Here is a 23,371-nt window from a genome sequence, read left to right as displayed (position 1 = left end):
GGGATACTCCTTGAGCACTGGCGGCAGCGACTACATTCAAAGCGGTCTGCAAGCACAACAAGAAGCTCAAGGGAGCTAAAGAGGGCTTTGCAGAAATCAGTTTCAAAAGCCGCAAAGGTAGCAGGCACTCATTCTCTATTGACCGTTTCCCAAAGGGATTAAATCCCTGCGTACAGGCTCTTGGCAAGATTCACCTGACAGAAGATGTGCCAACAGAAGCGATTGGCAAGTCTTGTGTCATAACCTACGACAAAGGTCGCTGGTTCATTCAGGTTCAACAACATATTGAGCTAAATCCCGAAATCCAAGGGAAGGTTAGATGCGTTGGAGTTGACCCCGGAGTTCGCACCTTTGCCACTTGCTACAGCGAAAAAGAGGCATTGATAGCGGGTGATAACGTTGCAAAAACAAAGCTGTTCCCACTGATGAAGCAAGTGGACAGCTTGATCAGTCAAAAGCAAAAAATCCTGAACACGCAGAAGGGCGTTAAGTTCCCCGATATGCCCCAGTGGGCAAGAGATCGGATTATTCATTTCAACAGGGAAATTGACCGGCTGAAATGCAAAAAGGATGACATTGTTCTTGATCTGCATAACCGGCTGGCGTTCGAGTTGGTGTCGAACTACGACGTTGTATTTTTGCCAACCTTTGAGACAAGAGGTATGGTCACACGCAAAGATAAGAAGGTTCGCACCATTCGCCGTAACACCTGCCGCCAGATGCTTGACCTCAATCACTAGCAATTCAAAAAGCGGCTTAAGTGGTACGCAAAAAAGTATGGAAAGCATGTAGTTGATTGCAACGAAGCCTATACATCCAAGACTCAATCATGGAACGGGACCATTGACGAAAAATTAGGTTCTTCCAAAATTATAAAGGGTGAGGGCTTCACCGTTGATCGTGATATCAACGGTGCCAGAAATGTCTTTCTTAAGTGTTTGACAAGGTAGCTTGAACCTTATCCATAACAGCGAGTGTTGCGCTCGTTGCGGATTTAATCAAGAGTATATCAATGTCTTTTCCTATACAGCACCTGCCGCCTATGCCCGGTATGCCTATTCGCCAGAAGCAGACGGTGACTGCCCCCGGGAGCGCCCGGAGCAGGGCATCCTGAAGGCCTGTCACGATGCCGGTTACATGACCAGCATGGGGCTGGTGCCGACCAGTATGCTGCAGTGCCTGCACGATACAAATTACGGTCGGGGCTGGGTCGCTTTGCATGCAGCCATGAATCTAATGCACGACAATATTCACCCTGGCAAATTGGCGGCGTGGAATACTCTTGCGACTGATAAGATTGATTTTGGGCACTGTGGCATGCGTGACCTGGGTGATTATGAAACCTTTGGCGATATCCAGAGTTGTTTAAGGCAGAAAGACACGCTCGACCACTGTTATCCGCCCATAGTTTCACAGCGTGTTGCTCTGGCTAATAGCATTTGTGAGATCATTGTATCAGCGGTTCTGGTACGGTCACGTTTACGCCAGAGGGATGATGGTTATCACTATAAAAACCCTCAGGCACTTAAGGAAACGGCCACATTTATTGAATCAGCCTGCAATCAATTCCTCTCAGGACTGTTGCCTGGGCCTGCCACACTTAATCACCTCCAATCCCTCCTGGGTCGGGAAGATCAGGAGTACCGGGAATGGCTTGGCCGGGTAGCGCAGGTGGTGCTCTACTGGACGGCCCTGCAGCCTTGTGAGTCAGGCTTTGATCAGCTCACCGGGGGTGAATATGACCCGGCCGACTGCTACCTGAATCATGTAAAAAATAATAAATGCCTGAGTGAAATGCTCTATCCCTATGGTGCTGGCAAGCTTCTAAGCGAGAAAAATTTTTTAAATATTGATGATCAGTTAAATCTTGGAGCCTATAACTGCACATTTCCACTGATATCGTTAATGAACGGGCTGACCAGGATGTGTACTGGTGTATTGAAGCAGCTTCACCGTTCGGGCAGGCGTTGAAATGTTGCCAGTTGTTCAAATAAAACGGCCAGCTACTAATTGCTGGTCGATAAACATTCTGAAAAACTGGTCATTTCATTTACATTCAAAAAGTTAACATAACCTCCAACACTTATCTTATGCTGCAACCGTTGAACATTGAGGGAGCCTCCCTGGCAAGCCTCGTCGCTGTTTCCACGCCTCCCACGGCAATAGCATCTTTTGGAAGAGTCCAGGAGCCAACAATACAGAGCGCATTTAGTAGAGTTCACATCCTCCCCGCCTTAAAGAAGGTGTCGTAAAACTTCAACAACTCGTTCCCACGCTGAAGAGGCTATCGCAAAAGCGTTGCGCTTCGCTGACACTGGGTTAAAAAGTGGCTCAAAATGTTCATTTACTCGCTGTAAACTGCGCTTTTTCGCCACTTTTTGCCGTGTCTCAGCTTTGTTTGCTACTTTTACGATAGTCTCTGGAGCGTGGGAGTCAGAGGTAAATGTCCAGATTGAACTTTCCGGTTCAACCTTGATAGGTAGCTGCTTCTGCTGGCTTTTTATTTTTTACGGTTAGCACCACTTTTCCAATCACCTGTCGAAGCCTGATCGGACCCATTTCATGCATTGAGACGCTGCTGTCATTATCCCCTTTCAACCAGAAGCGCCCCAGACGATCTATTTTTACCATTGTTTTAATAATCGTGCCTAAACTGTCGTGTTCGACCACCAGTGTATCGCCGACTCTGGGTAACATAAAGCCAAGCCGATTCGCTATGGGGGTACGGAGGATCAGGGCATAGCTTTTATCCGGGATGCGGGGAGACATGCTATCTCCCCGAACTTTATGGATGCTCAGCAAAAGCATTTAGTTTGCCTGTAGCTGTGGGTAAACCACAGTTTGCTCTGGTGGGTAAGGGCAAGTGGTGGTATAGGTCTTCACTCCCTTGGTAGCCCAAAAAATCTCAGCAAAGCGGTTAACCTTTTTCAACAAATCCAAAGCCGCATCTTTGTCTACATTCTGTTTAACTCTGGATGCCGTCAGCATAATACTGTGAGCCAGTTCATGGATCTCAGGAAACTGCTCAAGTTGGGGTGTTTTGATGTAGTCCCCCCAGATAACACGTATTTCTTCCTTGACCTTGAAACCATGTTCTTCTTTCTGGGCAACCAATCTGTTCAGTGTCGCCTGATCATCAACAGTCAGGCTGTCTTTGGCTTCAAGGTCCTGAATAAGATCCACCATGCGGATGATCGTCAAAGCAGCTATCTGGGCTGTTGAGGGGTCATAGATTTTGCAGGGAATATCGCAATGAGCAGAGACTTCGGGAAAAGTGACCTTGCGATCCAGAAATGAGAGTAATTTGTAAAGCATTATTTTTGTCCTTTTAAGTGTTTATTTTTCCCGAGGCGATAAATTGCAAAGCCAGTGGCAAGAATCACAGGGGCAATCCACAGCAGGTGAATCAGACCGGCAGACCAGTGGCCGTGATCATGACCTGGGTGAGCGAAAACAGGCTCACTGGCAAGAATGAACATGGGTAACAGCAGGGTGAGGGGATCAGTTTTTTTTAACACTTTAAGTATTTCCTTACTCGCTTGAATGTCCTGAACAGATTTTGTAAGTCCAGTCGGGTGGTTCCTATCTCAATGAATAGTCTGAGATCCGGATAACTGTTTTTTCCTGAGTGTCGATTGACATGAACCCTTATCGCAGGGAAATGCTTGGCAGGAAGGCATTTGGTTCAGCCAGCCCTTCATCTTTTCAAGTTGCTTCTGACAACATTCACAGATGGGGTAACGCTTTGAGAAATCCAGCAGAGGAATAATGACTGTGCGCATGGCATGGAGGAGGGAGCTCTGGAATTCTCCTGGCAGATTTTCCTCTCTCATCAGAATCAGAATGCGCTGATAAGGCTGAACAAAGAAGGGGCTGGCCATTTGCGGACGCTGGGTGGTTTCATAGAGGGTTGCCAGATTATGCATATTGGCAATCCAGGCCATCATGAGTGGCACATCGGTAAGGTTGGTGAACCATTCCTGCTCAAGTTCTCTGGCTGCATTCAGATACGCTTTTTCTGCTAAATGCCAATGCTGCTGATTGAAACAATGGTTTCCCTGACAAATTTTCTCTTTCCAAGCACTCATAATTATAAACTCTAAAGCAATTGAGAATCATTATCATTTGCATTTATGTTTTTTTCAACCTGATTTCTGACTTATTTAGAGAAAATGTGACGCTGTGGCATTTTTACAGAGTGAAAGTTATATGTTTTTTGGGCTAGAGACAGCTGAATACTTCAGGTCACTTTTGTTGATTGAAAACGTCATTGTATATAGAAGGACAGATCCACTAATGGAGCTGTTGTGGGCGTTATTTATGAGGCAGCTGTTACAAACTCTCATCCCATAAGCGGAACCTGCATGGGCTGAGAGTTGGGAAAAACACTTTCTCTGAACGTCTCTTGAGAAAATGGATTATCGCATGGTGACAAACTCTTCCGCAGAGGTCGGATGGATAGCCACTGTATTATCAAAGTCTGCTTTGGTTGCACCCATTTTCAGCGCCACGGCAAAACCCTGCAGCATTTCATCGGAGCCATGACCGATGGTGTGAATGCCAACAATTTTCTCTTCTTTACCCAGGGTAACCAGCTTCATGCGGCTTGGCTGACGGTGACTGGTCAGCGCACTGTACATGGCGGTGAAGCCACTGGTGTAAACCTTAACGTTTTTCTCACCATGACGTTCAATGGCTTCGCTTTCGCTCAGACCCACGGTGCCAATCGTAGGGTGACTGAAGACGACAGTCGCAATATTGTCGTAGTTCAGGTGTTCTTCCGGTTTGTTGTTGAAGAGTCTTTCTGACAGACGACGTCCGGCTGCCACTGCAACCGGTGTCAGTTCGATCTTGCCAATGTTGTCACCGACTGCATAAATACCAGGCACATTGGTGTTCTGGAACTTGTCGACAGGAATGTAGCCACGCTCATCGGTTTCGACACCCGCTGCTTCCAGATTGATGGAGTGGGTGTGTGGCTTACGACCTGCAGCCCAGATAACCGTATCAACTGTCAGGCTGTTGCCATTTTCAAGATGGATGGTCAGGCTGCCATCACTTTCTTTGGTGATCTCTTTGGGTACAGAATGTGTGTGCAGGGTCGGGCCTTCCGCTTCCATGATCTCAACCAGAGTATCGGACAGCATGTCGTCGAAGTTGCGCAAGGGTTTGTGCTTGCGAACCAGCAGGTGGGTTTCACTGCCCAGGGCATGGAGGACCCCCGCCAGTTCGACGGCAATGTACCCGGCCCCCAGCACTGCAACACGCTCAGGACGTTCTGTCAGTTCAAAGAAGCCGTCAGAGTCAATGCCGTATTCAGCGCCTGGAATGGATGGGACAGCAGGCTCACCACCGGTGGCGATGGTAATGTGATCAGCCGTGTATTGAACACCGTTCACTTCAACGGTTTTGGCATCCACAAAACGACCGTAACCTTTTATGACGGTTACTTTGTTGTTACCCAGTACCCGGTCATAGGACTGGTGAATACGACTGATGTAGGCCTCACGGCTTTCAACCAGCTTGCTCCAGCTGAAGTTTTTCAGGATTTCTTCACGGTTCAGATCAAAACCGTAATCCGGACCATAGTGGATGGCATCGGAAATCTGTCCTGCAAACCACATTGCTTTTTTGGGAACACAGCCAACGTTTACACAGGTGCCGCCGAGGTGTTTGGCTTCAATAAGACCAACTTTTGTGCCGTACATGGCAGCTCGATTAGCAGTACCTATGCCGCCGCTACCACCACCAATGACCAGGTAGTCAAAATGAGTATCTGTAGTCATGATTATTTCCGATAAATTCCAAGTGCGATTATAAAGACACTATATGGGCAATCTCTCGAATTTAAATCTCTCAGTCAAAATCCCCGTTGCCCGGGGTATTCTCAGTTTATGAAATTCTGTAAGCGTTACGTCAATATCTCACTGTTACGGGACTACTTCCCACAGGTAACACATTCAGGCTGGATAAAAATACCTATTGGGGTGGGGTCTTGCGTCGGATTGTACGTATGCCAAGGGGTGTGGCCAGTTTCCAAAAAATTGGCACGTCGATTGTATACATAGGGTCGAAAGCAAGAAAAACTGCCGAAAATAAAAACAATAATGAGGCAGATGAATCGACTGATAAAAACAATAATAAAAGTCGATGACCGTACAAGCGGATTGGTTTATAGGGTGTTTTTTTGTGGTGTAGCAACCAACAGGGAAACCGGAGCTGAGAAGAATTGCAGAAGCAACGCGAGCATCCGGACATACATGGAAGGATAATAAAGCCATTATCCACACAGCCTGTAAACCAATCCGCTTATTTTTATGTTCAATTACCTTCCGTTAAAACTCTCTATTCCTTCATCTCCTTGTTTCTGACTGACGACTGTTAACGCTCGTTTGACGCTCTGAATTTATGTTGCCGAACAGTGGTTCTGATGAGTCAGGCTTACAGGAGGCTGAATTGCTGAACTGTGCAGCAGGGATGGGTAAGTTTGAGTAGGTGGGAGGAGCGTAGCCTTGGGGCTACGCTCTGTTGTGGTCAGTGATCAATCAGGCAGTCCGGACCTGCTGCTCACCGATGTGGTGGAAGTCGATGTTCTCATCGCTTTCACCGGCTTCAAGATCGTTATAAACCTTCAGATCCATCTCGCCTTCGCTCTTGGCAACGATACAGGTTACAACACTGTCGCCTGTTATATTGACAGCGGTACGTACCATATCCAGCAGGCGATCTACACCCATGATCAGGGCAATACCTTCCAGAGGCAGGCCTACCTGCTGTAGAACCATCGCCAACATAACCAGACCCACTCCGGGTACACCCGCAGTACCGACAGAAGCCAGAGTGGCTGTGACGATCACCATCAGATAGTCACCCATGCTCAGATCTACACCAAAGGCCTGGGCGATAAAGACCGTCGCAGCACCCTGCATGATGGCGGTACCGTCCATGTTGATGGTACTGCCCAGGGGGATGGTGAAAGAGGCCACCTTATTGCTAACACCCATACGACGAGTTACGCCTTCCATAGTGACCGGGATAGTGGCGTTACTGGAGGCTGTGGTAAAGGCAAACATGAAGGCATCCTGCATTTTCTTCAGGAAGATGCGCGGACTCAGACCTGTAGTGATTTTTAACAGACCGCAGTATGTGATGAACAGCTGCAGAGCCAGAGCCCCCAGAACGACCAGGAAATACTGAATCAGGTTACCGATAGCACCCAGGTCAATTGAGTAGAACAGCTTGGCCAGCAGCCCCATCACACCGTAAGGTGCCAGGTTCATGATCAAAGTAGTCAGCTTCATCATGACTTCGTTCAGAGCCACAAAAATCTTGACGATAGGCTCAGCAGGTTTACCCGCAGCAGCAATGGCAATACCGAACAGCAAGGCAAATACGATGATTTGCAGTGTGTTACCGGAGGCCATGGCTTCGATAGGGTTAGCCGGGAACATGCCGATGATGACTTCAGACAGCGAAGGTGCGGTGGAGGCGGCATAAGAAGAAGCACTTTCCAGGTTGGCACCTTCACCCGGGCTGACAAGCAGAGCCAGACCCATAGCCAGACTGATGGCAATACAGGTCGTAAGCAGGTAAAAAGCGACTGTTTTTCCGCCCAGACGACCCAGTACTGTTACGTCTTTGAGGGAGCAGGTACCGCATACGATGGAGGTGAATACCAGAGGTACTACTATCATTTTCAGAGCGGTCAGAAATATTTGACCTATGACGTTGAATACGCCATTTACCAGGTAATGCTCAATAAAAGTATTACCTGTAAACTGACGCATTATCAGGCCAATAGCCAGGCCTGCCACCATGCCGATCAGCACTTTGGTTGTGAGTGAAAGTCGAATCCACTGCTTCATATTTATTTCCTATGTTACCAAACACGTATCTCTCACTGTTCGCTTGTCTTTGTGTTGCGAGAGAGAATTATGCCGGAGGCATGTCAGATCAGACTTTCTTGGAGGTCTTATTGCTGAGTAACCCAAGCGATTTCTTTGAACGCTTATGGAATTAAACTGACCCGCCGGTTTTTTCGGCAGGGTTGTACCGATCAAAAAATTGAACCGGAGTCCCCGATTTCTCTTACAGCTTAAGTTTGTTTGGTACGAAGCAGGTTTGATATAGATCAATAAAGGGATAAATAGTGATAATAACCCGCTATTTATGACACTATTTCTCGATTTATATTGAATATCTGGTGGATATAACTACTTCTTGGCGGCTTTTTTTAAAATGTTATTCAGTCTGGTCTGATTGGGCCTTGAAATGAGCGTCCAAGCTTTCAGGAGTTTATGATAGCGATAAAAAAGGCAGAGTAATGGGATAAAGAGAGACCAATTGCACGTCTTACGACGTGCAATTGGAGAGTGATGCTATTATCAGAAGGGCAATCTAGCAGAAGGACATGCGAATGCGGCGATACTCGGGGCTCCAGCGTTTTGTTCTGATCTTTTGTTCCAGATCAGTCAACTCAGTGATCGGGGCCAGACCGTCCTTCTGGGCCTGAAGAGCAACAGCGAGAGCAATATCGTTGGTGACATGCTGGATGCGATCCAACAAAGGCAGAAGAGGTGCTTCTCTGCTCACCAGAGCAGGAGAAGCGAGTGCCAGTGTTTCTACAGCAACGTCGAGCATCTTGTCAGTAATGCGACAGGCGCCGGAAGCCAGCACACCCAGACCCAGACCGGGGAAAATATAGATATTGTTGCACTGGGCAATCGGGTAAGCGCTGTCATTGAGCTGAACCGGCTCAAACGGGCTGCCAGTAGCAATCAGAGCCTTGCCGTTAGTCCATTTGATAATGTTTTCGGGCAGAGCTTCCACCTGACTGATCGGGTTCGAGAGTGGGAAAATAATGGGCTGCTCGTGGTTGATCGACATGTTCTCAATAATTTCCTGAGTGAACAGGCCGGGTTGACCGGAAACACCAATGATGGCATCTGGCTTGGCAATGCGAACGACATCCGCCAGCGACACTGTGCCCTCGGCTGACCAGCCTTGAATATCAGCAAAACGCTGAGTCAGCTTCTGCTGGAATGGACGGAGGCCTTTCATCTGGTCGTGCACCAGGCCGTCACGATCAACCATGTAGATGCGCTTGCGAGCTTCCTCGTCAGACAGTCCGCGACCCACCATCAGACGGATAATTTGTTCAGCGATCCCACAGCCTGCAGAGCCTCCACCCAGGAAAGCAACGCTCAGATCTTCAATGGATTTGCCAGCAGCCTTGGCTGCAGCCATCAGGGTAGCAGCAGTAACAGCGGCCGTGCCCTGAATATCATCGTTAAAGGTGCAGAGCTGATCACGGTACTTTTCCAGCAGAGGCGTAGCGTGGTTGATCGCGAAGTCTTCAAATTGCAGCAGGGCGTTTGGCCAGCGACGTTTAAGTGTCTGGATAAACTTATCGACAAATTCGAAATAATCGTCCTCACCGATGCGCTCATGTCGCCATCCCAGGTAATTGGGATCTTTCAGCAGTTTTTTGTTGTTAGTGCCACAATCCAGAGTAATGGGCATTGTCAGGTTGGGCGTAATGCCACCCACGGCAGAGTAAAGAGATAGTTTACCGATGCAGATACCCATACCACCAATACCCTGGTCGCCCAGACCCAGGATACGCTCACCATCAGTCACTACGATGACTTCAATGTTGCGCTTGAAGTTTGCCAGCATGGCATCAATCTGAGCGCGCTCAGGGAAAGAGATGTAGAGGCCGCGAGGACGACGATAAAGATCGCTGTATCGCTGACAGGCCTGACCTACCACAGGGGTGTAGATGATAGGCAACATTTCCTGAAGATGACGCTGAACCAGAGCGTAGAAAAGCGTTTCGTTGGTATCTTGCAGTGAGCGCAGGTAAATATGTTTGAGAATAGGAGTGGGCTTGATCGCAAAAGATTTATAGGCGCGGCGACACTGCTCTTCCAATGTTTCTACACGGGGTGGCAACAGACCATGGAGGTCCAGTTCGCTGCGTTCTTCAAAAGTAAAGGCAGTGCCCTTGTTCAGCAAAGGATTTTCAAGAAGCATACGACCTGAAAGGCCAGTATGAATGCTGTTGGAATCTAGGTCGGTCATTATTCAGTTCCAGTGGTGGTTCTGGAGAGTGCATCAGATGTTAAACCCACAATGAAATTAGCTGCACTTCGTGCAATGTGTGGGCTATGACGGACAAACCCCTGGATTCTGGACTTTATACCAGCTTGCAAGGGTGTCTATCACTGTCAATAACGGCCGCTTAGGATAAATCCTGATCTAAATCTTAAATAGACAGGAAAAGCCGAAGCACCCATGCGTGTTTGTTACAGGATTCGCCTCTGTCGATGGCACTAATTGTATTAATCCGGCATGAGCTGATATTTTTAGCCCATGGCGGCTTGAACTCAATCTACTTTTTACAACGTAACTCCTATATGACTGAACTCCATCAGCCCTGTTGTACTGAATTACCAGAAATGTCTTCAGAGCATTTGGCCAGGCTGGCCTCACTTTTCAGGCTGCTGGGGGATGAAGGGCGCCTCAAACTGGTTATGGCCTGTATTGATGAACCACAACCGGTCTGTTGCCTGTCAGAAATATCAGGTATGTCTCAACCACTGACCAGCCATCACCTCAAAGGGCTCAGAGAAGCCAGAATTCTCAAATCTTCCCGCCGTGGTAAACAGGTATTCTATGAGCTTGATGACCATCATATACGGCATGTTGTGTTGGATCTTGCCAATCATGTTATGGAGCCCTCCGACTGAGAGTCTAGAGTTTTACTGCACTTGGCGAACAGTATCTTTGGATGGCCGCATTCTAAACTTTACCGTTCATCGGACGACTCTAATAAACAGCCGCAAGCTAAGACAATCATCCCCGCATTCATGGCGATGATGTCCAAATTTGATCGCAAAAAGTATCAGCCAGGGAGGCGCAGTGGTGTCCGATTCAGGGAAAAATAAAGATACCCGTCAGAATGCACGACAAGGATTGGGCAGGTTTGATGTACTGGAAACAGAGGAAATCAGAACCTCAGGCCTTGATGGAAAAAGTACCATCCTGCTGAAAGGCTTGGGTGAATACAGTATTGCTATCGACCCGGCCAGAGAAGCTCGAGTCGTGACCAATACTCCGGCATCTGATGATTTTGCGAGTGAACTTCTCGATCTTTTACATCCCGGTATGAACTTTCCTCCCAGACAGGTACTCAAAGGTGCAGTGCTGGAGGGCAGAGATCTTGAAAGGGTCTGTTTTAATCAAACGGACTTGAAGGGCAGTAACTTCAGAAAGGCACAGTTGCGGGGAGCCCGATTTAAAGGCTGTAATTTATCCGGGGCTGATTTCAGAGGTGCCGATCTGAGGGGTGCCATCTTCGAAGATTCTTCCCTGGAAGGTGCTGATCTGAGGCATTGCCGGCTGGATGAGGCGCGTCTGGTGGATTGCAATCTGTTTGCTGTTAATTTTGACCAAAGTTGTCTGGATAATGCTGTCATTGATAGCTGCAATATGGGGGCTCAAAGTTTTCATAACAGCTCATGCATGGGTTTAAAGATGCACAACAGCCAGATTATTCACGGATTTCTGGATGATGCGAACTTTACCGGCTCCCAGCTCAGGAATATAGAGTTCAGGGATTGCACACTGACAAGTACTCACTTCAATAACGTTTTAATGGAAGACTGTCAGTTCAGAGGCTGTGACAGTTTTCAGGAAGGGCCGGTGTTTTCGGGTGGCAATTTGAACAAGGTGATTATGACCGACTGCGAATTCAATGTTCCCAAGCTGGTCAGGACCCGGATTTCGAACAGTTATTTTACCCGGGTCGATATGGATTCAGCTTTAATGGAAGGCACCCAGTTTAACGAAGTGATTTTTGAGCAGGGTCAGTTCAGGGAGTGTTACAGTTTGGAAGAAAGCCCATCATTTGTCCACTGTCGTTTGGATCATGTTACTATTGATCAGGCAGAGTTCAATCATGCAAGGTTTGATCGCAGCTCTTTTATTGGTGCCATGATTCGGGATTCTGATTTTGGAGCCTGGACCATGAACCACACAGGTCTGGATGGAGAAACTTTAATCGAATGACTGTCGAATCAATCGATTTGAAGGTTGCCGTCACTAATCAGGTTGTTAAGGATTTGTGCGTCGGTACTGCCTCCCCCGTAGCCTGAGAGATCAACACCTTCCAGCTTAATCTTCTGGGTAATATCACCGTCAGCGTCTGGCATCACCTCGATGGTGGTGTCGCCGTTATCAAAGTTCAGGCTCAGGTACTGGTCCAGAGGCGTTGAATTATCCACCAGGACATCACTTAGATCTATAACGTCCCCACCGGAGCCTGTGTTAAAGTCCTTGATGACATCCTCGGCAGGATTAGCGGCTGACCCCAGGTCAGAAGCAAGCCAGACAAAGGTATCGCTATCATCATCCCCCGAGAGAATGTCATCGCCTGCTCCGCCTGTGATGATGTCTTTACTCGCACCACCAAATATCAGGTCGTCACCGGCATCACCAAGAAGGGTGTCTGCACCCCCTTCACCTCTGAGAGTGTCGGACTGAACTGTACCATCAATAATTTCTCCGGAATTGGTACCCACCAGATCAACATCACCAATCTTTAATACCACTTCTGAGTCGTCAATGCTTGCCCCGTGATGACCACTCAGGTTTTCCTGGTCTTTAGCGCCGTGTTCAAAATAAACATAGCGGACACCGGCACCATAATTACTGAAGGTATTAGCAGCCTCCTGCCAGTTGTCGGTTGCAGTCAATGTTCCGGTGTCGTAGGAAGCAATAACATTATTGCTGGCGTCCCGCAGTTCAACTTTCAGGTAATAATCATCGTTGGCACCGTTATCTTTAAACCAGTCGCTGACACTGATGTCAGGAGCAGAATCCAGATATTGTTCGGTAAACCCTTTGGCCAGAAGATCCACCGTTTGTGACTTTTTCGCCCAGGCATTGGAAGTAACCCAACTCTGACCGTCGCCGTCGTGACTGCTATTGCCTGAACCCCAGCCATCACCACCGTTTGCAATAATATTCCAGCCAGAGGTGCCATTCTCAGCACTGCCATTAGTCAGCAGGTTTTGAGAGTAAGTACCTCTTACATTAAGGCTGAATGTTTGTGGATCACTGGAAAGACTGCCATCGCTCACCGTAAAACCAAAACTGGTGCCAACATCCGGATCAGTGGCTGGAGCGGTATAGGTCAGATTGCCAAGGTCTGCTGCGGTAATGACCTGATTGGCTGTCACAGCAGCACCATTCAGCGTTAAAGCGCCGGAAGCGGGCAGAGAGGTGATGGTAATGGATTGCAGGCTGTCACCGGCATCACCATCGGTGAAGCTGAAATCTTCGGTACTGAATGTGTAACTGTCCGTCTGTTTTAATAAAAGACTGTTGTCTGACGATACTGGTTTGTCATCTACCGAGTTGACCCTGATGGACAAGCTCTCACTGACTGATGAACTGTCACCATTACTTTCTGTCGTGGTGGCTGTGAACGTCAGATTCATAGTATCTGTGCTGTCTGCCGGTGGTGTTATTTGCAGATTAGCGAAGTCCCAGCCGGAAATGTCGACAGCGGTTCCATCTGCTGTTATTGAGTGGCTGCCATCAGTGAGCACTGCTCCGGCAGGTACGCCATCGGCAGAAACGGTCAGCGTTTCAGAACCGTCGCTGTCGACCTGGGTGATGCCGAGATCCGGCAGATTGAAAGCGGTATCCTCATCCGTAGCACGCACTTTGGTGATCCGGATATTGTCCAGGTAAAACACATTGATATCTTCGTCGAATCGCAGCTCTGTAGTGGGATTACCCGTTGCGTTTAACAGGATCGTTTTGGTCGATGTATGGGTACCTGAACCGGGAGCTTCCGTATAGGTTGCGACTGTCTGTCCATTCCATTTCACCCTGATGTTGGTGGTATGGTGTAGATTTCTCTCATGGTGAAGGATGAAGGTTAATTCGTACGTCTGAACAGAACTGTCACTGGTATCAATGTTTCTATAGCTCTCAGTTGAATAATAGTTATTCAGCCGATTATTCTTAACCATTGAATGGCTGATGCCGTAAGGGTTGGTTCGTTGCCAGCCATCAGTGTTGTTGCCATCAAAGGTACTATTCAACACTTCAGAGCCGATATTATTCATGGTGACGCTGTCCGCCACCGCTGCCACATCAAATGTCCGGGTATACTCACCAGAATAGCTGTTACCGTCGTGTACTTTGAAGCCGATAGACGTGTAGTTATCGTCGGCTTCGTTGCTGTCTGGCTCAAAGACCAGAAGACCTGCTTCAATATCCGCTTTGCTGATGACCTGATCTTGCGTCACAGCAACGCCATTCAGCTTCAGGGTTCCCTCATCAGGTAAGGTTGATAGCTTGATCTGGGTCATGGCAGCCGCTTCCTGATCGCTGTGACTCAGATCGGTCAGAGTGAGGGCATAGCTGGTATCCTCATCGGTAGACAGCGTGCTGCTGTTAACAAAAACCGTGTAATCGCGAGTACTGCTGAGCTGGCCATCGCTCACCTGCACCGTAATCGTGTGAGATGCGTTGCTGTCATGGTCCAGCAGTGTGCTGTCAGCCACTGAAATTTCACCGGTTGAACTGTTTATGGTGAAGCGGCCACCGGCATCGTTACTCAAGGTGTAAGTCAGCTGGTTACTGGCATTATCAATATCCGTCGCCGCTACTGAGCCAAGGACAGTGCTGTTGGGACTCTGTTCGATAACATGGAAGGCATCGCTGATGAGATTTTCTACTGAGTCAGCTTCATAGACGGCTTTGACCTGATGAGCACTCAAGGCACTGTTGAAAACAGCAAAATCGTCTATTGAGCCGTCCAGATCACCATCATGACCCCAATGGCTCTTGCCGACATAGTTGCCTGATCGGACAATCTCCGGAAGAACAGCCCCGTTGAGATTCTCTCCGGCCAGCTCTCCGTTTTTATAGATCCGCATTGCTCCGGTATTATCGATAGTGGCTGTCAGGTGAACCCACTCACCTTCGGTAAAAAAGTTGCTGATATGGAGCTGACCGTCTGCGGGGTAGCCTGCCCCGTCATAGATTTCAAAAGCGAGATCATTCGATGTGCCGATATGAGCCAGTAGAATATTGTTGTCGGCAGGACCATTCGCGAAGTCTATTATTCTGGACCAGTTCTGATTCAGGCTGTCGTATTTCACCCAGGCAGAAATGGTCAGGGCTCCACCGATCTTAAGCCCCGAAATCTCACCACCACCGGAGCTGCCATTCATTTCAAAGGCCTGACCGCCGTTATGTCCGCTGCCCAGTGTGGCACTGCCACTGAGGGTCAGGTTGTTACCGTTACCTGAAATGTCCGTGTTATCTGAGAAACTGTAGGCTGCCTCAACTCCGCTGATAAGAGGACTGCCCGACAATTCAGGGGCATCGTTGACAGCCGTGACATTCATTGACCAGAAAACATCCGTTGTCTCTGAACCATCCGAAACGGAAATCTTGACTGACAGATTGCCAACATCAGGATCATCAGGTGTTCCACTGAAGGTTCGGGTTCCGGCATCGAACGTCAGCCATGCGGGCAGGGGATTGCCATCGGCCAGACTGGCGCTGTAAGTCAGTGTGTCGCCCTCTGCGTCGGAGAAAGCATTTGCCGGAATGGTGTAACTGAAAGCAGATTCTTCCGCCACCATCTGATTATTAAGGGTGCCAACCAGTTTCGGAGCATCGTTGACCCCTGCAACATTAATTTTGAATTGATCTGAAACAGTGAGGATACCATCGCTGGCAGTCACTTTGATGGTGATTTGTCCAAGATCCGGGTCATCGGGTGTTCCGGAAAAAGTGCCATTGGATGGATCGAATGACAGCCATGCGGGTAACGGACTGCCATCATCCAGTGTGGCAGAATAAGTCAGGTTGTCACCGTCTATGTCGGAAAAAGCGTTTGCAGGTACCTGGTAGCTGAATACCTGTTCTTCGGTTGCAGACTGGTCTGGCGTACCCGCATCAATAGCTGGACCGTCATTGGCGCCATTAATGGTAATAACGATATTGTGGGTAGTGCCATCCAAAGACTGAACCGTCAGGGTCTCGGACAGGCTGTCACCATTGCCCAGAGCCTGAATATCAGCATGGTTGTTACTGGCCGAATAGCTCCAGCTGCCACTGCCATCAATGGTCAGTGAGCCGTAGGTGCCGGTGATGGTCTCTGGGGTGAAACTGGCCTCGCCGCCATCGACATCGGTGATACTCAGGGTGCCGGAAGTCATGAGGGTGTTGCCGGCGTCCTCAGTGACGCTGCCACTGTCATCGCCGGTGATGACTGCCGCATCGTTGGTGCCGTTAATGGTAATGACAATATTGCGGGTGGTGCCATCCAAAGTCCGAACCGTAAGGGTTTCGGTCAAAGTGTCACCATTGCCCAGAGCCTGAATATCAGCATGGTTGTTACTGGCCGAATAGCTCCAGGTGCCACTGCCATCAATGGTCAGTGAGCCGTAGGTGCCGGTGATGGTCTCTGGGGTGAAACTGGCCTCGCCGCCATCGACATCGGTGATACTCAGGGTGCCGGAAGTCATGAGGGTGTTGCTGGCGTCCTCAGTGACACTGCCACTGTCATCGCCAGTGATGACTGCCGCATCGTTGGTGCCGTTAATGGTAATGACAATATTGCGGGTGGTGCCATCCAAAGTCCGAACCGTAAGGGTTTCGGTCAAAGTGTCATCATTTCCCAGAGCCTGAATATCAGCATGGTTGTTGCTGGCCGAATAGCTCCAGCTGCCACTGCCATCAATGGTCAGTGAGCCGTAGGTGCCGGTGATGGTCTCTGGGGTGAAACTGGCCTCGCCGCCATCGACATCGGCGATACTCAGGGTGCCGGAAGTCATGAGGGTGTTGCCGGCGTCCTCAGTGACGCTGCCACTGTCATCGCCGGTGATGACTGCCGCATCGTTGGTGCCGTTAATGGTAATGACAATATTGCGGGTGGTGCCATCCAAAGTCCGAACCGTAAGGGTTTCGGTCAAAGTGTCACCATTGCCCAGAGCCTGAATATCAGCATGGTTGTTACTGGCCGAATAGCTCCAGGTGCCACTGCCATCAATGGTCAGTGAGCCGTAGGTGCCGGTGATGGTCTCTGGGGTGAAACTGGCCTCGCCGCCATCGACATCGGTGATACTCAGGGTGCCGGAAGTCATGAGGGTGTTGCCGGCGTCCTCAGTGACGCTGCCACTGTCATCGCCAGTGATGACTGCCGCATCGTTGGTGCCGTTAATGGTAATGACAATATTGCGGGTGGTGCCATCCAAAGTCCGAACCGTAAGGGTTTCGGTCAAAGTGTCACCATTGCCCAGAGCCTGAATATCAGCATGGTTGTTACTGGCCGAATAGCTCCAGGTGCCACTGCCATCAATGGTCAGTGAGCCGTAGGTGCCGGTGATGGTCTCTGGGGTGAAACTGGCCTCGCCGCCATCGACATCGGTGATATTCAGGGTGCCGGAAGTCATGAGGGTGTTGCCGACGTCCTCAGTGACGCTGCCACTGTCATCGCCAGTGATGACTGCCGCATCGTTGGTGCCGTTAATGGTAATGACAATATTGCGGGTGGTGCCATCCAAAGTCCGAACCGTAAGGGTTTCGGTCAAAGTGTCACCATTGCCCAGAACTTGAATATCAGCATGGTTATTACTGGCCGAATAGCTCCAGCTGCCACTGCCATCAATGGTCAGTGAGCCGTAGGTGCCGGTCATGGTCTCTGGGGTGAAACTGGCTTCGCCGCCATCGACATCGGCGATACTCAGGGTGCCGGAAGTCATGAGGGTGTTGCCGGCGTCCTCAGTGACGCTGCCACTGTCATCGCCGGTGATGACTGCCGCATCGTTGGTGCCGTTAATGGTAATGACAATATTGCGGGTGGTGCCATCTAAAGTCCGAACCGTAAGGGTTTCGGTCAAAGTGTCATCATTTCCCAGAGCCTGAATATCAGCATGGTTGTTGCTGGCCGAATAGCTCCAGCTGCCACTGCCATCAATGGTCAGTGAGCCGTAGGTGCCGGTGATGGTCTCTGGGGTGAAACTGGCCTCGCCGCCATCGACATCGGCGATACTCAGGGTGCCGGAAGTCATGAGGGTGTTGCCGGCGTCCTCAGTGACGCTGCCACTGTCATCGCCGGTGATGACTGCCGCATCGTTGGTGCCGTTAATGGTAATGACAATATTGCGGGTGGTGCCATCCAAAGTCCGAACCGTAAGGGTTTCGGTCAAAGTGTCACCATTGCCCAGAGCCTGAATATCAGCATGGTTGTTACTGGCCGAATAGCTCCATGTGCCACTGCCATCAATGGTCAGTGAGCCGTAGGTGCCGGTGATGGTCTCTGGGGTGAAACTGGCCTCGCCGCCATCGACATCGGTGATACTCAGGGTGCCGGAAGTCATGAGGGTGTTGCCGACGTCCTCAGTGACGCTGCCACTGTCATCACCCGTGATTACTGCCACATCGTTGGTGCCAGTCAGAGTAATAGTTACCTGCTGAGCTACTGTACCGCCTTCGCCATCGTCGACAGTGACGCTATAAGTCTGGGTCAGGATCTCACCGTCACCCAGATAATCAATGTCGGCATCATTAACACTGAAACTCCAGTCGATGCGGCCAGTACCATCGGCCTGGGTGTCGTCTGCTACCGTGGCAGTCAGGCTACCCAGATAACCATTGGCTGCGGCACTGACGCTGACACTCTGCTGATCTGAAAGATCCACATCGGCGATGGTGAAGGAGCCGTTGTCGGTCAGGGTGTTGCTGTTCTCACCCGCACCACCGTCGACAATCTCAGTCACAGCTCCGGCGACATCGGTAACGCTGCTGATAGTGGGAGCATCGTTGCTGCCAGTAAGGGTAATAGTCACCTGCTGATCGACGGTGCCGCCCTCACCGTCGTTAACAGTCACGGTGTAGGTCTGGGTCAGGATCTCACCGTCACCCAGATAATCAATGTCGGCATCATTAACACTGAAACTCCAGTCGATGCGGCCAGTACCATCGGCCTGGGTGTCGTCTGCTACCATGGCAGTCAGGCTACCCAGATAACCATTGGCTGCGGCGCTGACGCTGACACTCTGCTGATCTGAAAGATCCACATCGGCGATGGTGAAGGAGCCGGTGTCGGTCAGGGTGTTGCTGTTCTCACCCGCACCACCGTCGACAATCTCAGTCACAGCTCCGGCGACATCGGTAACGCTGCTGATAGTGGGAGCATCGTTGCTGCCGTCGATACTAACAGCTACATTGTGGTTATCACCACCTGCCGCAGTGACTGTGAAGGTTTCACTTAAAGTATCACCGTCGCCCAGCCTCTGGATCTCCAGAAGTGTATTATCAGCCGTATAAGTCCATTGTCCGCTGGCATCAATAACAAGATCACCATAAGTTCCGGTGAGGGTTTCAGCTTGAAACTGGGCTTCACCCTGATCAGCATCAGTGATGGTGAGGGAGCCTGAGGTTGTCAGGGTGCTGGCATGACTGTCTTCAGTTATGGTTGCTGTATCAAGACCTGTTATCTGTGCGCTGTCGTTTGTACCGGTGATGACCAGAGTGGCTGTCTGGGAAACTGAGCCACCATTGCCGTCTTCGATGTCATAGCTGTAGACAATGGTTTCAGTCACTCCGTCGGGAAGATAGTCGTAGGCGCCGGGGTCAACGGTAAGGGTGTTGCCATTGATGGTGATGCCAGAGTCATCACCGGATGACAGGGTGATCTGAGTCACGGAGAGGTTATCACCAGCATCAGCGTCTGCAGCAGACTCAAGCAGGTCGATATTGACTGAAGCCGAGTCTTCAACAAAATTTTTCGCAATGGCAGAGCTGAGCGTTGGGTCATCATTAACCGATGTAATGCTGAAGTCGAAAGTTGCTGAAGATGAGAAGAGGTTGCCATCACTGACTTGAAATTCGAATGAGGCGTAAAGGTTGCCATGTTCGTTCTGAGTCGGCTCAAATTTCAATCGGCCCGCTAAAAGTTCGTTCCTTGTTACTTCTGTGCCCGCAGTGACAGCCGATCCGTTAAAGAGCAGCTCACCTGCCAGGGGCAGCTGAGTGATTTTGATACTTTGCAGTGTCTGTCCGGCATCCGGGTCAGAGAAGGCGAAGTCAGATGTGCTGAAGATATAAGGTGTATCTTCGTCGGACGTCACCAGTGTCCCTGCCGTAACCGGAGCATCATTGACGGCCTTTATCGTGATGGTACTGGTGGCTATATGGCTGCTGTTATGACCGTCGTTAATACTGAAGCTGACGATGCGATCAGCGGTAGAGGGTGAGTCAGAACTGTTTGAGTAGGTGACCGTTCTCAGTGCTGCCTGATACTGCGCGACCGTTGCAGTTCCAGAGAGCGTCATGGTACCGGTTGATGAGTCCCAGCTTCCGGAAACCCCGTTGTGATCGGTGAAAGCCAGATTGTCTTCAGCTGAACTGAAATTGCTGATGATCGTGATCGTGGCACTCTCTATGGTGGCAGAGTCAATATCTGTCAAAGTGATATGACTGTCTATTACCTGATGGTTGTCGTTTTCTGTGTAAGCTAGAGTGCCTCCTGCGTTGACTACTGGCGCATCGTTGGTGCCATGAATAGTGGCAGTGACAATATGCTGTGTACCATCGGCAGTCTGCACTGTGAAACTGTCTCTTAGTGAGTCTCCGTCGCCCAATGTCTGAATGGTGCTCTGACTGTTATCAGCACTGTAAGTCCAGCTGCCATCAGCGTTAATGGATAACTGCCCATGGCTTCCTGAAAGTATTTCAGCCTGAAAAACAGCTTCGTTGGCATCAACATCCGTAACGGTCAGGTTGCCGCTGGTGGTTAATGTGGCGTTATCGTCTTCCGTGACGGAGCCGGTATCAACTCCGGCAACTACTGCTGCGTCATTGACAGAAATGACGTCAAGTGTGGCTGATGCGCTGGCTTCATCGCCTGAGGTTCCATCTGAAACGGTGAAGTTAAAAGTAACATCATCACCGAAGTAATGGGCAGTGGGTGTGTAGCTCCAGGTACCGTCATGATTGTTCGCCAGACTGCCTGTGGCAGGGTCTGCCAGGGTGACGGATTGAATACTCAGGCTGTCCCCATCAATATCACTGGCTGAAGCCAGAAGATCAGCAGCAGTGATGACAAAAGAGGTATCTTCCGGAGTTGATCCCAGATCAAGATTCCCCGCAACGGGAGCATCGTCTACCGGATTGACAGTGATCGTGAAAGTCTGGATATCAGAAGACAGGGCACCATCGTTCACTCGGAAATTGAAGCGGGTGTAGTTGTCTGCACTTTGATTGGCTACAGGAAGGAACGTCAGTAAGCCCGCCGAAATGTCAGCCTGACTGATGGCGTCGCCTTCAGATACCAGACTGCCGTTGAGTTCCAGCGATCCACTGGCTGGAATAGTCTCAATGACGATCGCTTTCAGCGTGTCACCGTCGTCCTGGTCAGTGTAGGGAAAGTCATTCAGGGTGAAACGATAGAGGCTGTCTTCATCGATAGTGGTCGAACTGTCTGTGGCCACAGGCGCTTCGTTGATGTCATTGACTTCAAGGGTAAAATTCTCTGAATAGGCGGCACCATCAACATCGGTGGTTGTTACCTTAACATCAACGGAGTCATCGGTTTCGTGGTCAAGGGCTATGCCTTCTTTCAGCTTGAGATCGCCGTCTACCACTTCAAAGCGATGGTCATCAATGGTGTAGGTGTGAGAGTCAGAAAGGTCTTTGTCTCTGGTAGACAGAGTACCCACAACCGCACCATCCTGGTTTTCATCAATGCGGGTACCGGAGAGTTCAATATCTTCCGGATTATCATTGGTGCCCTCAACGGTAATGGACGCACTTTGGCTGACAACACCACCCTGCCCATCCTCTATTTCATAGCTGTACTCAATGACTTCAGATTCGCCTCCAGCCAGATGCTCATAAGCAGACGCATCCACATCAAGACTGTTGCCATCGTCAGCGATTGTAATACCTGAAGGATCCCCCGCTGTTATCCTGAGAGAGACGGCATTGAGGTTGTCTGATGAATCCAGATCGAACGCACCTGCCAAGAGGTCAACGTTAAAGTCATCGCTGTTCTTATCAAAAGTCTGAATGACGGCTTCTCTGACCTGAGGCTGATCATTGTCGCCAGAGAGCGTAATAGTGACAGACTCTAAAACGGACTCTCCCCGGGAATTCGTGACCAGGTATTCGTAGGTCAGGGTTTCTGTTTCGCCAGCAGCCAAATATTTATAGGCTTCGGGGTCAATACTGAGACTGTTGCCATCCAGGCCAATACTGACACCGGCCTCGTTGCCCTCAGTCAGTCGTAACTGAGTCACAGAGAGAGTGTCTGAAGGGTCCTTGTCAAAAGCCTGAGAGAGCAGATCGATGGTTGTTTCGTCATCACTCTGAACAATCTCGGCTAATACTGGCTTTGCAGTTTCCGAGGTATCCTTGATACTTTCGTTGTTGTCACCTGTGATGGTGATATCGACAGAAGCCCTTGAACTGGCTCCGCTGCTGTCTATGGCTTCAAAGATAAAAGTAACAACCGTTTGCTCACCTGCTGCAAGGTAATCGAAGTCACTCCCGGGCAGGAATCGAAAGCTGCCATCGTCATTGAGTATCAACTGCCCTGAGTCAGGAGTAGTGACCAGGCTGAATTTTAGAGCTTCTCCGGTGTTGGCGTCGAAGGCCTGGAGCTTGCCTTCCAGCTCTGTAGCGCTTTCGCCGTTATTCATAATCATGTTTTGAGCGGTGGGCGCATAATTGACAGGAGAGGAGCTGGCTAATTCTTCATTGATCTTTTCGGGTACAAACAATGGTTGAATGGATTCAAGCGGTTGTTTAATTTCTTCTGATGATTCCGATAGCGGCTCAATCTCTCTTTTTTGTTCTAATTCTGTGGCATCTCTCTCCAGAACAACGACTTCACCGGATAAGCCATCGCTTGCTTCCTGACTGGGATCTTGAGAGGAACTGTTAGGTTCTTCTGACGAAGAGGGTTCAGAAACTTCAACAGGGTTAACTTTAATAGGGGCGATTGCGGCAGAATCTGCTCTTTCTGCAATAGCATCCAGTATCTCTTCCGCTTCTGATGAGCCATCAGTATCAGATGATGCAGGCAGAAGCATATCCTGCATCATGACAAGCTGAGACTGACCCTTCAGCTCAATGACTTCGCTACTGACAAGAAGAATAGAAACAGGGCTACTGGATTCAGAGACTACCCTGTCATTGAGATAGAGGGGATCCCCTTCCTGAAGAATGCGTTTGCTGCCATCAGGGGCGATGGCGAATACATCACCATCGGTTTTCTGAACGTGGCCGATGACAGACATGGAACCATCAGAGCTGGGAGGCATATTCCTTTCCT

12 protein-coding genes and 1 pseudogene are annotated in these 23,371 nt (G+C 49.7%); 5 read left to right on the top strand and 8 right to left on the bottom strand.

From position 1 onward, the window contains the following. Positions 1-206 precede the first annotated feature (206 nt). The 3 genes and pseudogenes from ACOJUN_RS06620 (at position 207) to ACOJUN_RS06610 (ending at position 1,971) form a co-directional block, all read left to right on the top strand. On the top strand, positions 207-740 hold the full coding sequence (locus ACOJUN_RS06620; protein WP_422135870.1) for a hypothetical protein: 534 nt from the start codon (positions 207-209) through the stop codon (positions 738-740). 12 nt (positions 741-752) lie between these two features. Further along, a pseudogene (locus ACOJUN_RS06615) lies at positions 753-950 on the top strand (zinc ribbon domain-containing protein); the annotation flags it as partial. 1 nt (position 951) lies between these two features. Continuing rightward, positions 952-1,971 (top strand): hypothetical protein, encoded by a 1,020-nt coding sequence (locus tag ACOJUN_RS06610; RefSeq protein ID WP_422135869.1) that lies wholly within the window; start codon positions 952-954, stop codon positions 1,969-1,971. A gap of 495 nt (positions 1,972-2,466) precedes the next feature. Here ACOJUN_RS06610 and ACOJUN_RS06605 read toward each other — a convergent pair whose 3' ends face one another. The 7 genes from ACOJUN_RS06605 to ACOJUN_RS06575 form a co-directional block, all read right to left on the bottom strand. Continuing rightward, positions 2,467-2,808 carry a S24 family peptidase gene (locus ACOJUN_RS06605; RefSeq protein ID WP_422135868.1) on the bottom strand — a complete coding sequence of 114 codons (342 nt, stop codon included), beginning with the start codon at positions 2,806-2,808 and terminating at the stop codon, positions 2,467-2,469. Then, positions 2,809-3,315: a superoxide dismutase, Ni gene (gene sodN, locus ACOJUN_RS06600; protein ID WP_422135867.1), complete on the bottom strand. Its 507-nt coding sequence runs from the start codon at positions 3,313-3,315 to the stop codon at positions 2,809-2,811. Further along, entirely contained in the window at positions 3,315-3,518 is a 204-nt protein-coding gene (locus ACOJUN_RS06595) for a hypothetical protein (protein WP_422135866.1), read from the bottom strand. The genes sodN and ACOJUN_RS06595 overlap by 1 nt, the downstream gene beginning before the upstream one ends. Before the next feature lie 69 nt (positions 3,519-3,587). Further along, complete coding sequence (locus tag ACOJUN_RS06590) at positions 3,588-4,088, bottom strand: hypothetical protein (RefSeq protein WP_422135865.1); 501 nt, start codon at positions 4,086-4,088, stop codon at positions 3,588-3,590. 330 nt (positions 4,089-4,418) lie between these two features. Beyond that, positions 4,419-5,786 (bottom strand): glutathione-disulfide reductase, encoded by a 1,368-nt coding sequence (gene gorA, locus ACOJUN_RS06585; RefSeq protein WP_422135864.1) that lies wholly within the window; start codon positions 5,784-5,786, stop codon positions 4,419-4,421. A gap of 759 nt (positions 5,787-6,545) precedes the next feature. Next, positions 6,546-7,865 carry a dicarboxylate/amino acid:cation symporter gene (locus ACOJUN_RS06580; RefSeq protein ID WP_422135863.1) on the bottom strand — a complete coding sequence of 440 codons (1,320 nt, stop codon included), beginning with the start codon at positions 7,863-7,865 and terminating at the stop codon, positions 6,546-6,548. A 532-nt stretch (positions 7,866-8,397) separates the two neighbouring features. After that, positions 8,398-10,083, bottom strand: coding sequence for an NAD-dependent malic enzyme (locus ACOJUN_RS06575; protein WP_422135862.1), 1,686 nt, complete (start codon positions 10,081-10,083; stop codon positions 8,398-8,400). A 245-nt stretch (positions 10,084-10,328) separates the two neighbouring features. Here ACOJUN_RS06575 and ACOJUN_RS06570 point away from each other — a divergent pair, with 245 nt between their 5' ends. Both ACOJUN_RS06570 and ACOJUN_RS06565 read left to right on the top strand, forming a co-directional pair. Next, positions 10,329-10,751, top strand: a complete 423-nt coding sequence (locus ACOJUN_RS06570; RefSeq protein ID WP_422135861.1) for an ArsR/SmtB family transcription factor — start codon at positions 10,329-10,331, stop codon at positions 10,749-10,751. Positions 10,752-10,926: 175 nt separating this feature from the next. Next, on the top strand, positions 10,927-12,072 hold the full coding sequence (locus tag ACOJUN_RS06565; protein ID WP_422135860.1) for a pentapeptide repeat-containing protein: 1,146 nt from the start codon (positions 10,927-10,929) through the stop codon (positions 12,070-12,072). Between the two features lie 8 nt (positions 12,073-12,080). On the opposite strand, the gene ACOJUN_RS06560 is transcribed toward ACOJUN_RS06565, so the two are convergent. Continuing rightward, complete coding sequence (locus ACOJUN_RS06560; protein ID WP_422135859.1) at positions 12,081-23,360, bottom strand: VCBS domain-containing protein; 11,280 nt, start codon at positions 23,358-23,360, stop codon at positions 12,081-12,083. Positions 23,361-23,371 lie beyond the last annotated feature (11 nt).

The organism is Endozoicomonas sp. ALD040 (assembly GCF_049275945.1).
Taxonomy (GTDB): domain Bacteria; phylum Pseudomonadota; class Gammaproteobacteria; order Pseudomonadales; family Endozoicomonadaceae; genus Endozoicomonas_A.
This window is presented reverse-complemented; position numbering and strand designations above follow the sequence as displayed.

Excerpts from the sequence above, each read along its gene's own strand:
- gorA (WP_422135864.1), bottom strand. The coding sequence starts at position 5,786 with ATGACTACAGATACTCATTTTGACTACCTGGTCATTGGTGGTGGTAGC.
- ACOJUN_RS06590 (WP_422135865.1), bottom strand. The coding sequence starts at position 4,088 with ATGAGTGCTTGGAAAGAGAAAATTTGTCAGGGAAACCATTGTTTCAAT.
- ACOJUN_RS06575 (WP_422135862.1), bottom strand. The coding sequence starts at position 10,083 with ATGACCGACCTAGATTCCAACAGCATTCATACTGGCCTTTCAGGTCGT.
- ACOJUN_RS06570 (WP_422135861.1), top strand. The coding sequence starts at position 10,329 with ATGGCACTAATTGTATTAATCCGGCATGAGCTGATATTTTTAGCCCAT.
- sodN (WP_422135867.1), bottom strand. The coding sequence starts at position 3,315 with ATGCTTTACAAATTACTCTCATTTCTGGATCGCAAGGTCACTTTTCCC.
- ACOJUN_RS06560 (WP_422135859.1), bottom strand. The coding sequence starts at position 23,360 with ATGCCTCCCAGCTCTGATGGTTCCATGTCTGTCATCGGCCACGTTCAG.
- ACOJUN_RS06605 (WP_422135868.1), bottom strand. The coding sequence starts at position 2,808 with ATGCTTTTGCTGAGCATCCATAAAGTTCGGGGAGATAGCATGTCTCCC.
- ACOJUN_RS06580 (WP_422135863.1), bottom strand. The coding sequence starts at position 7,865 with ATGAAGCAGTGGATTCGACTTTCACTCACAACCAAAGTGCTGATCGGC.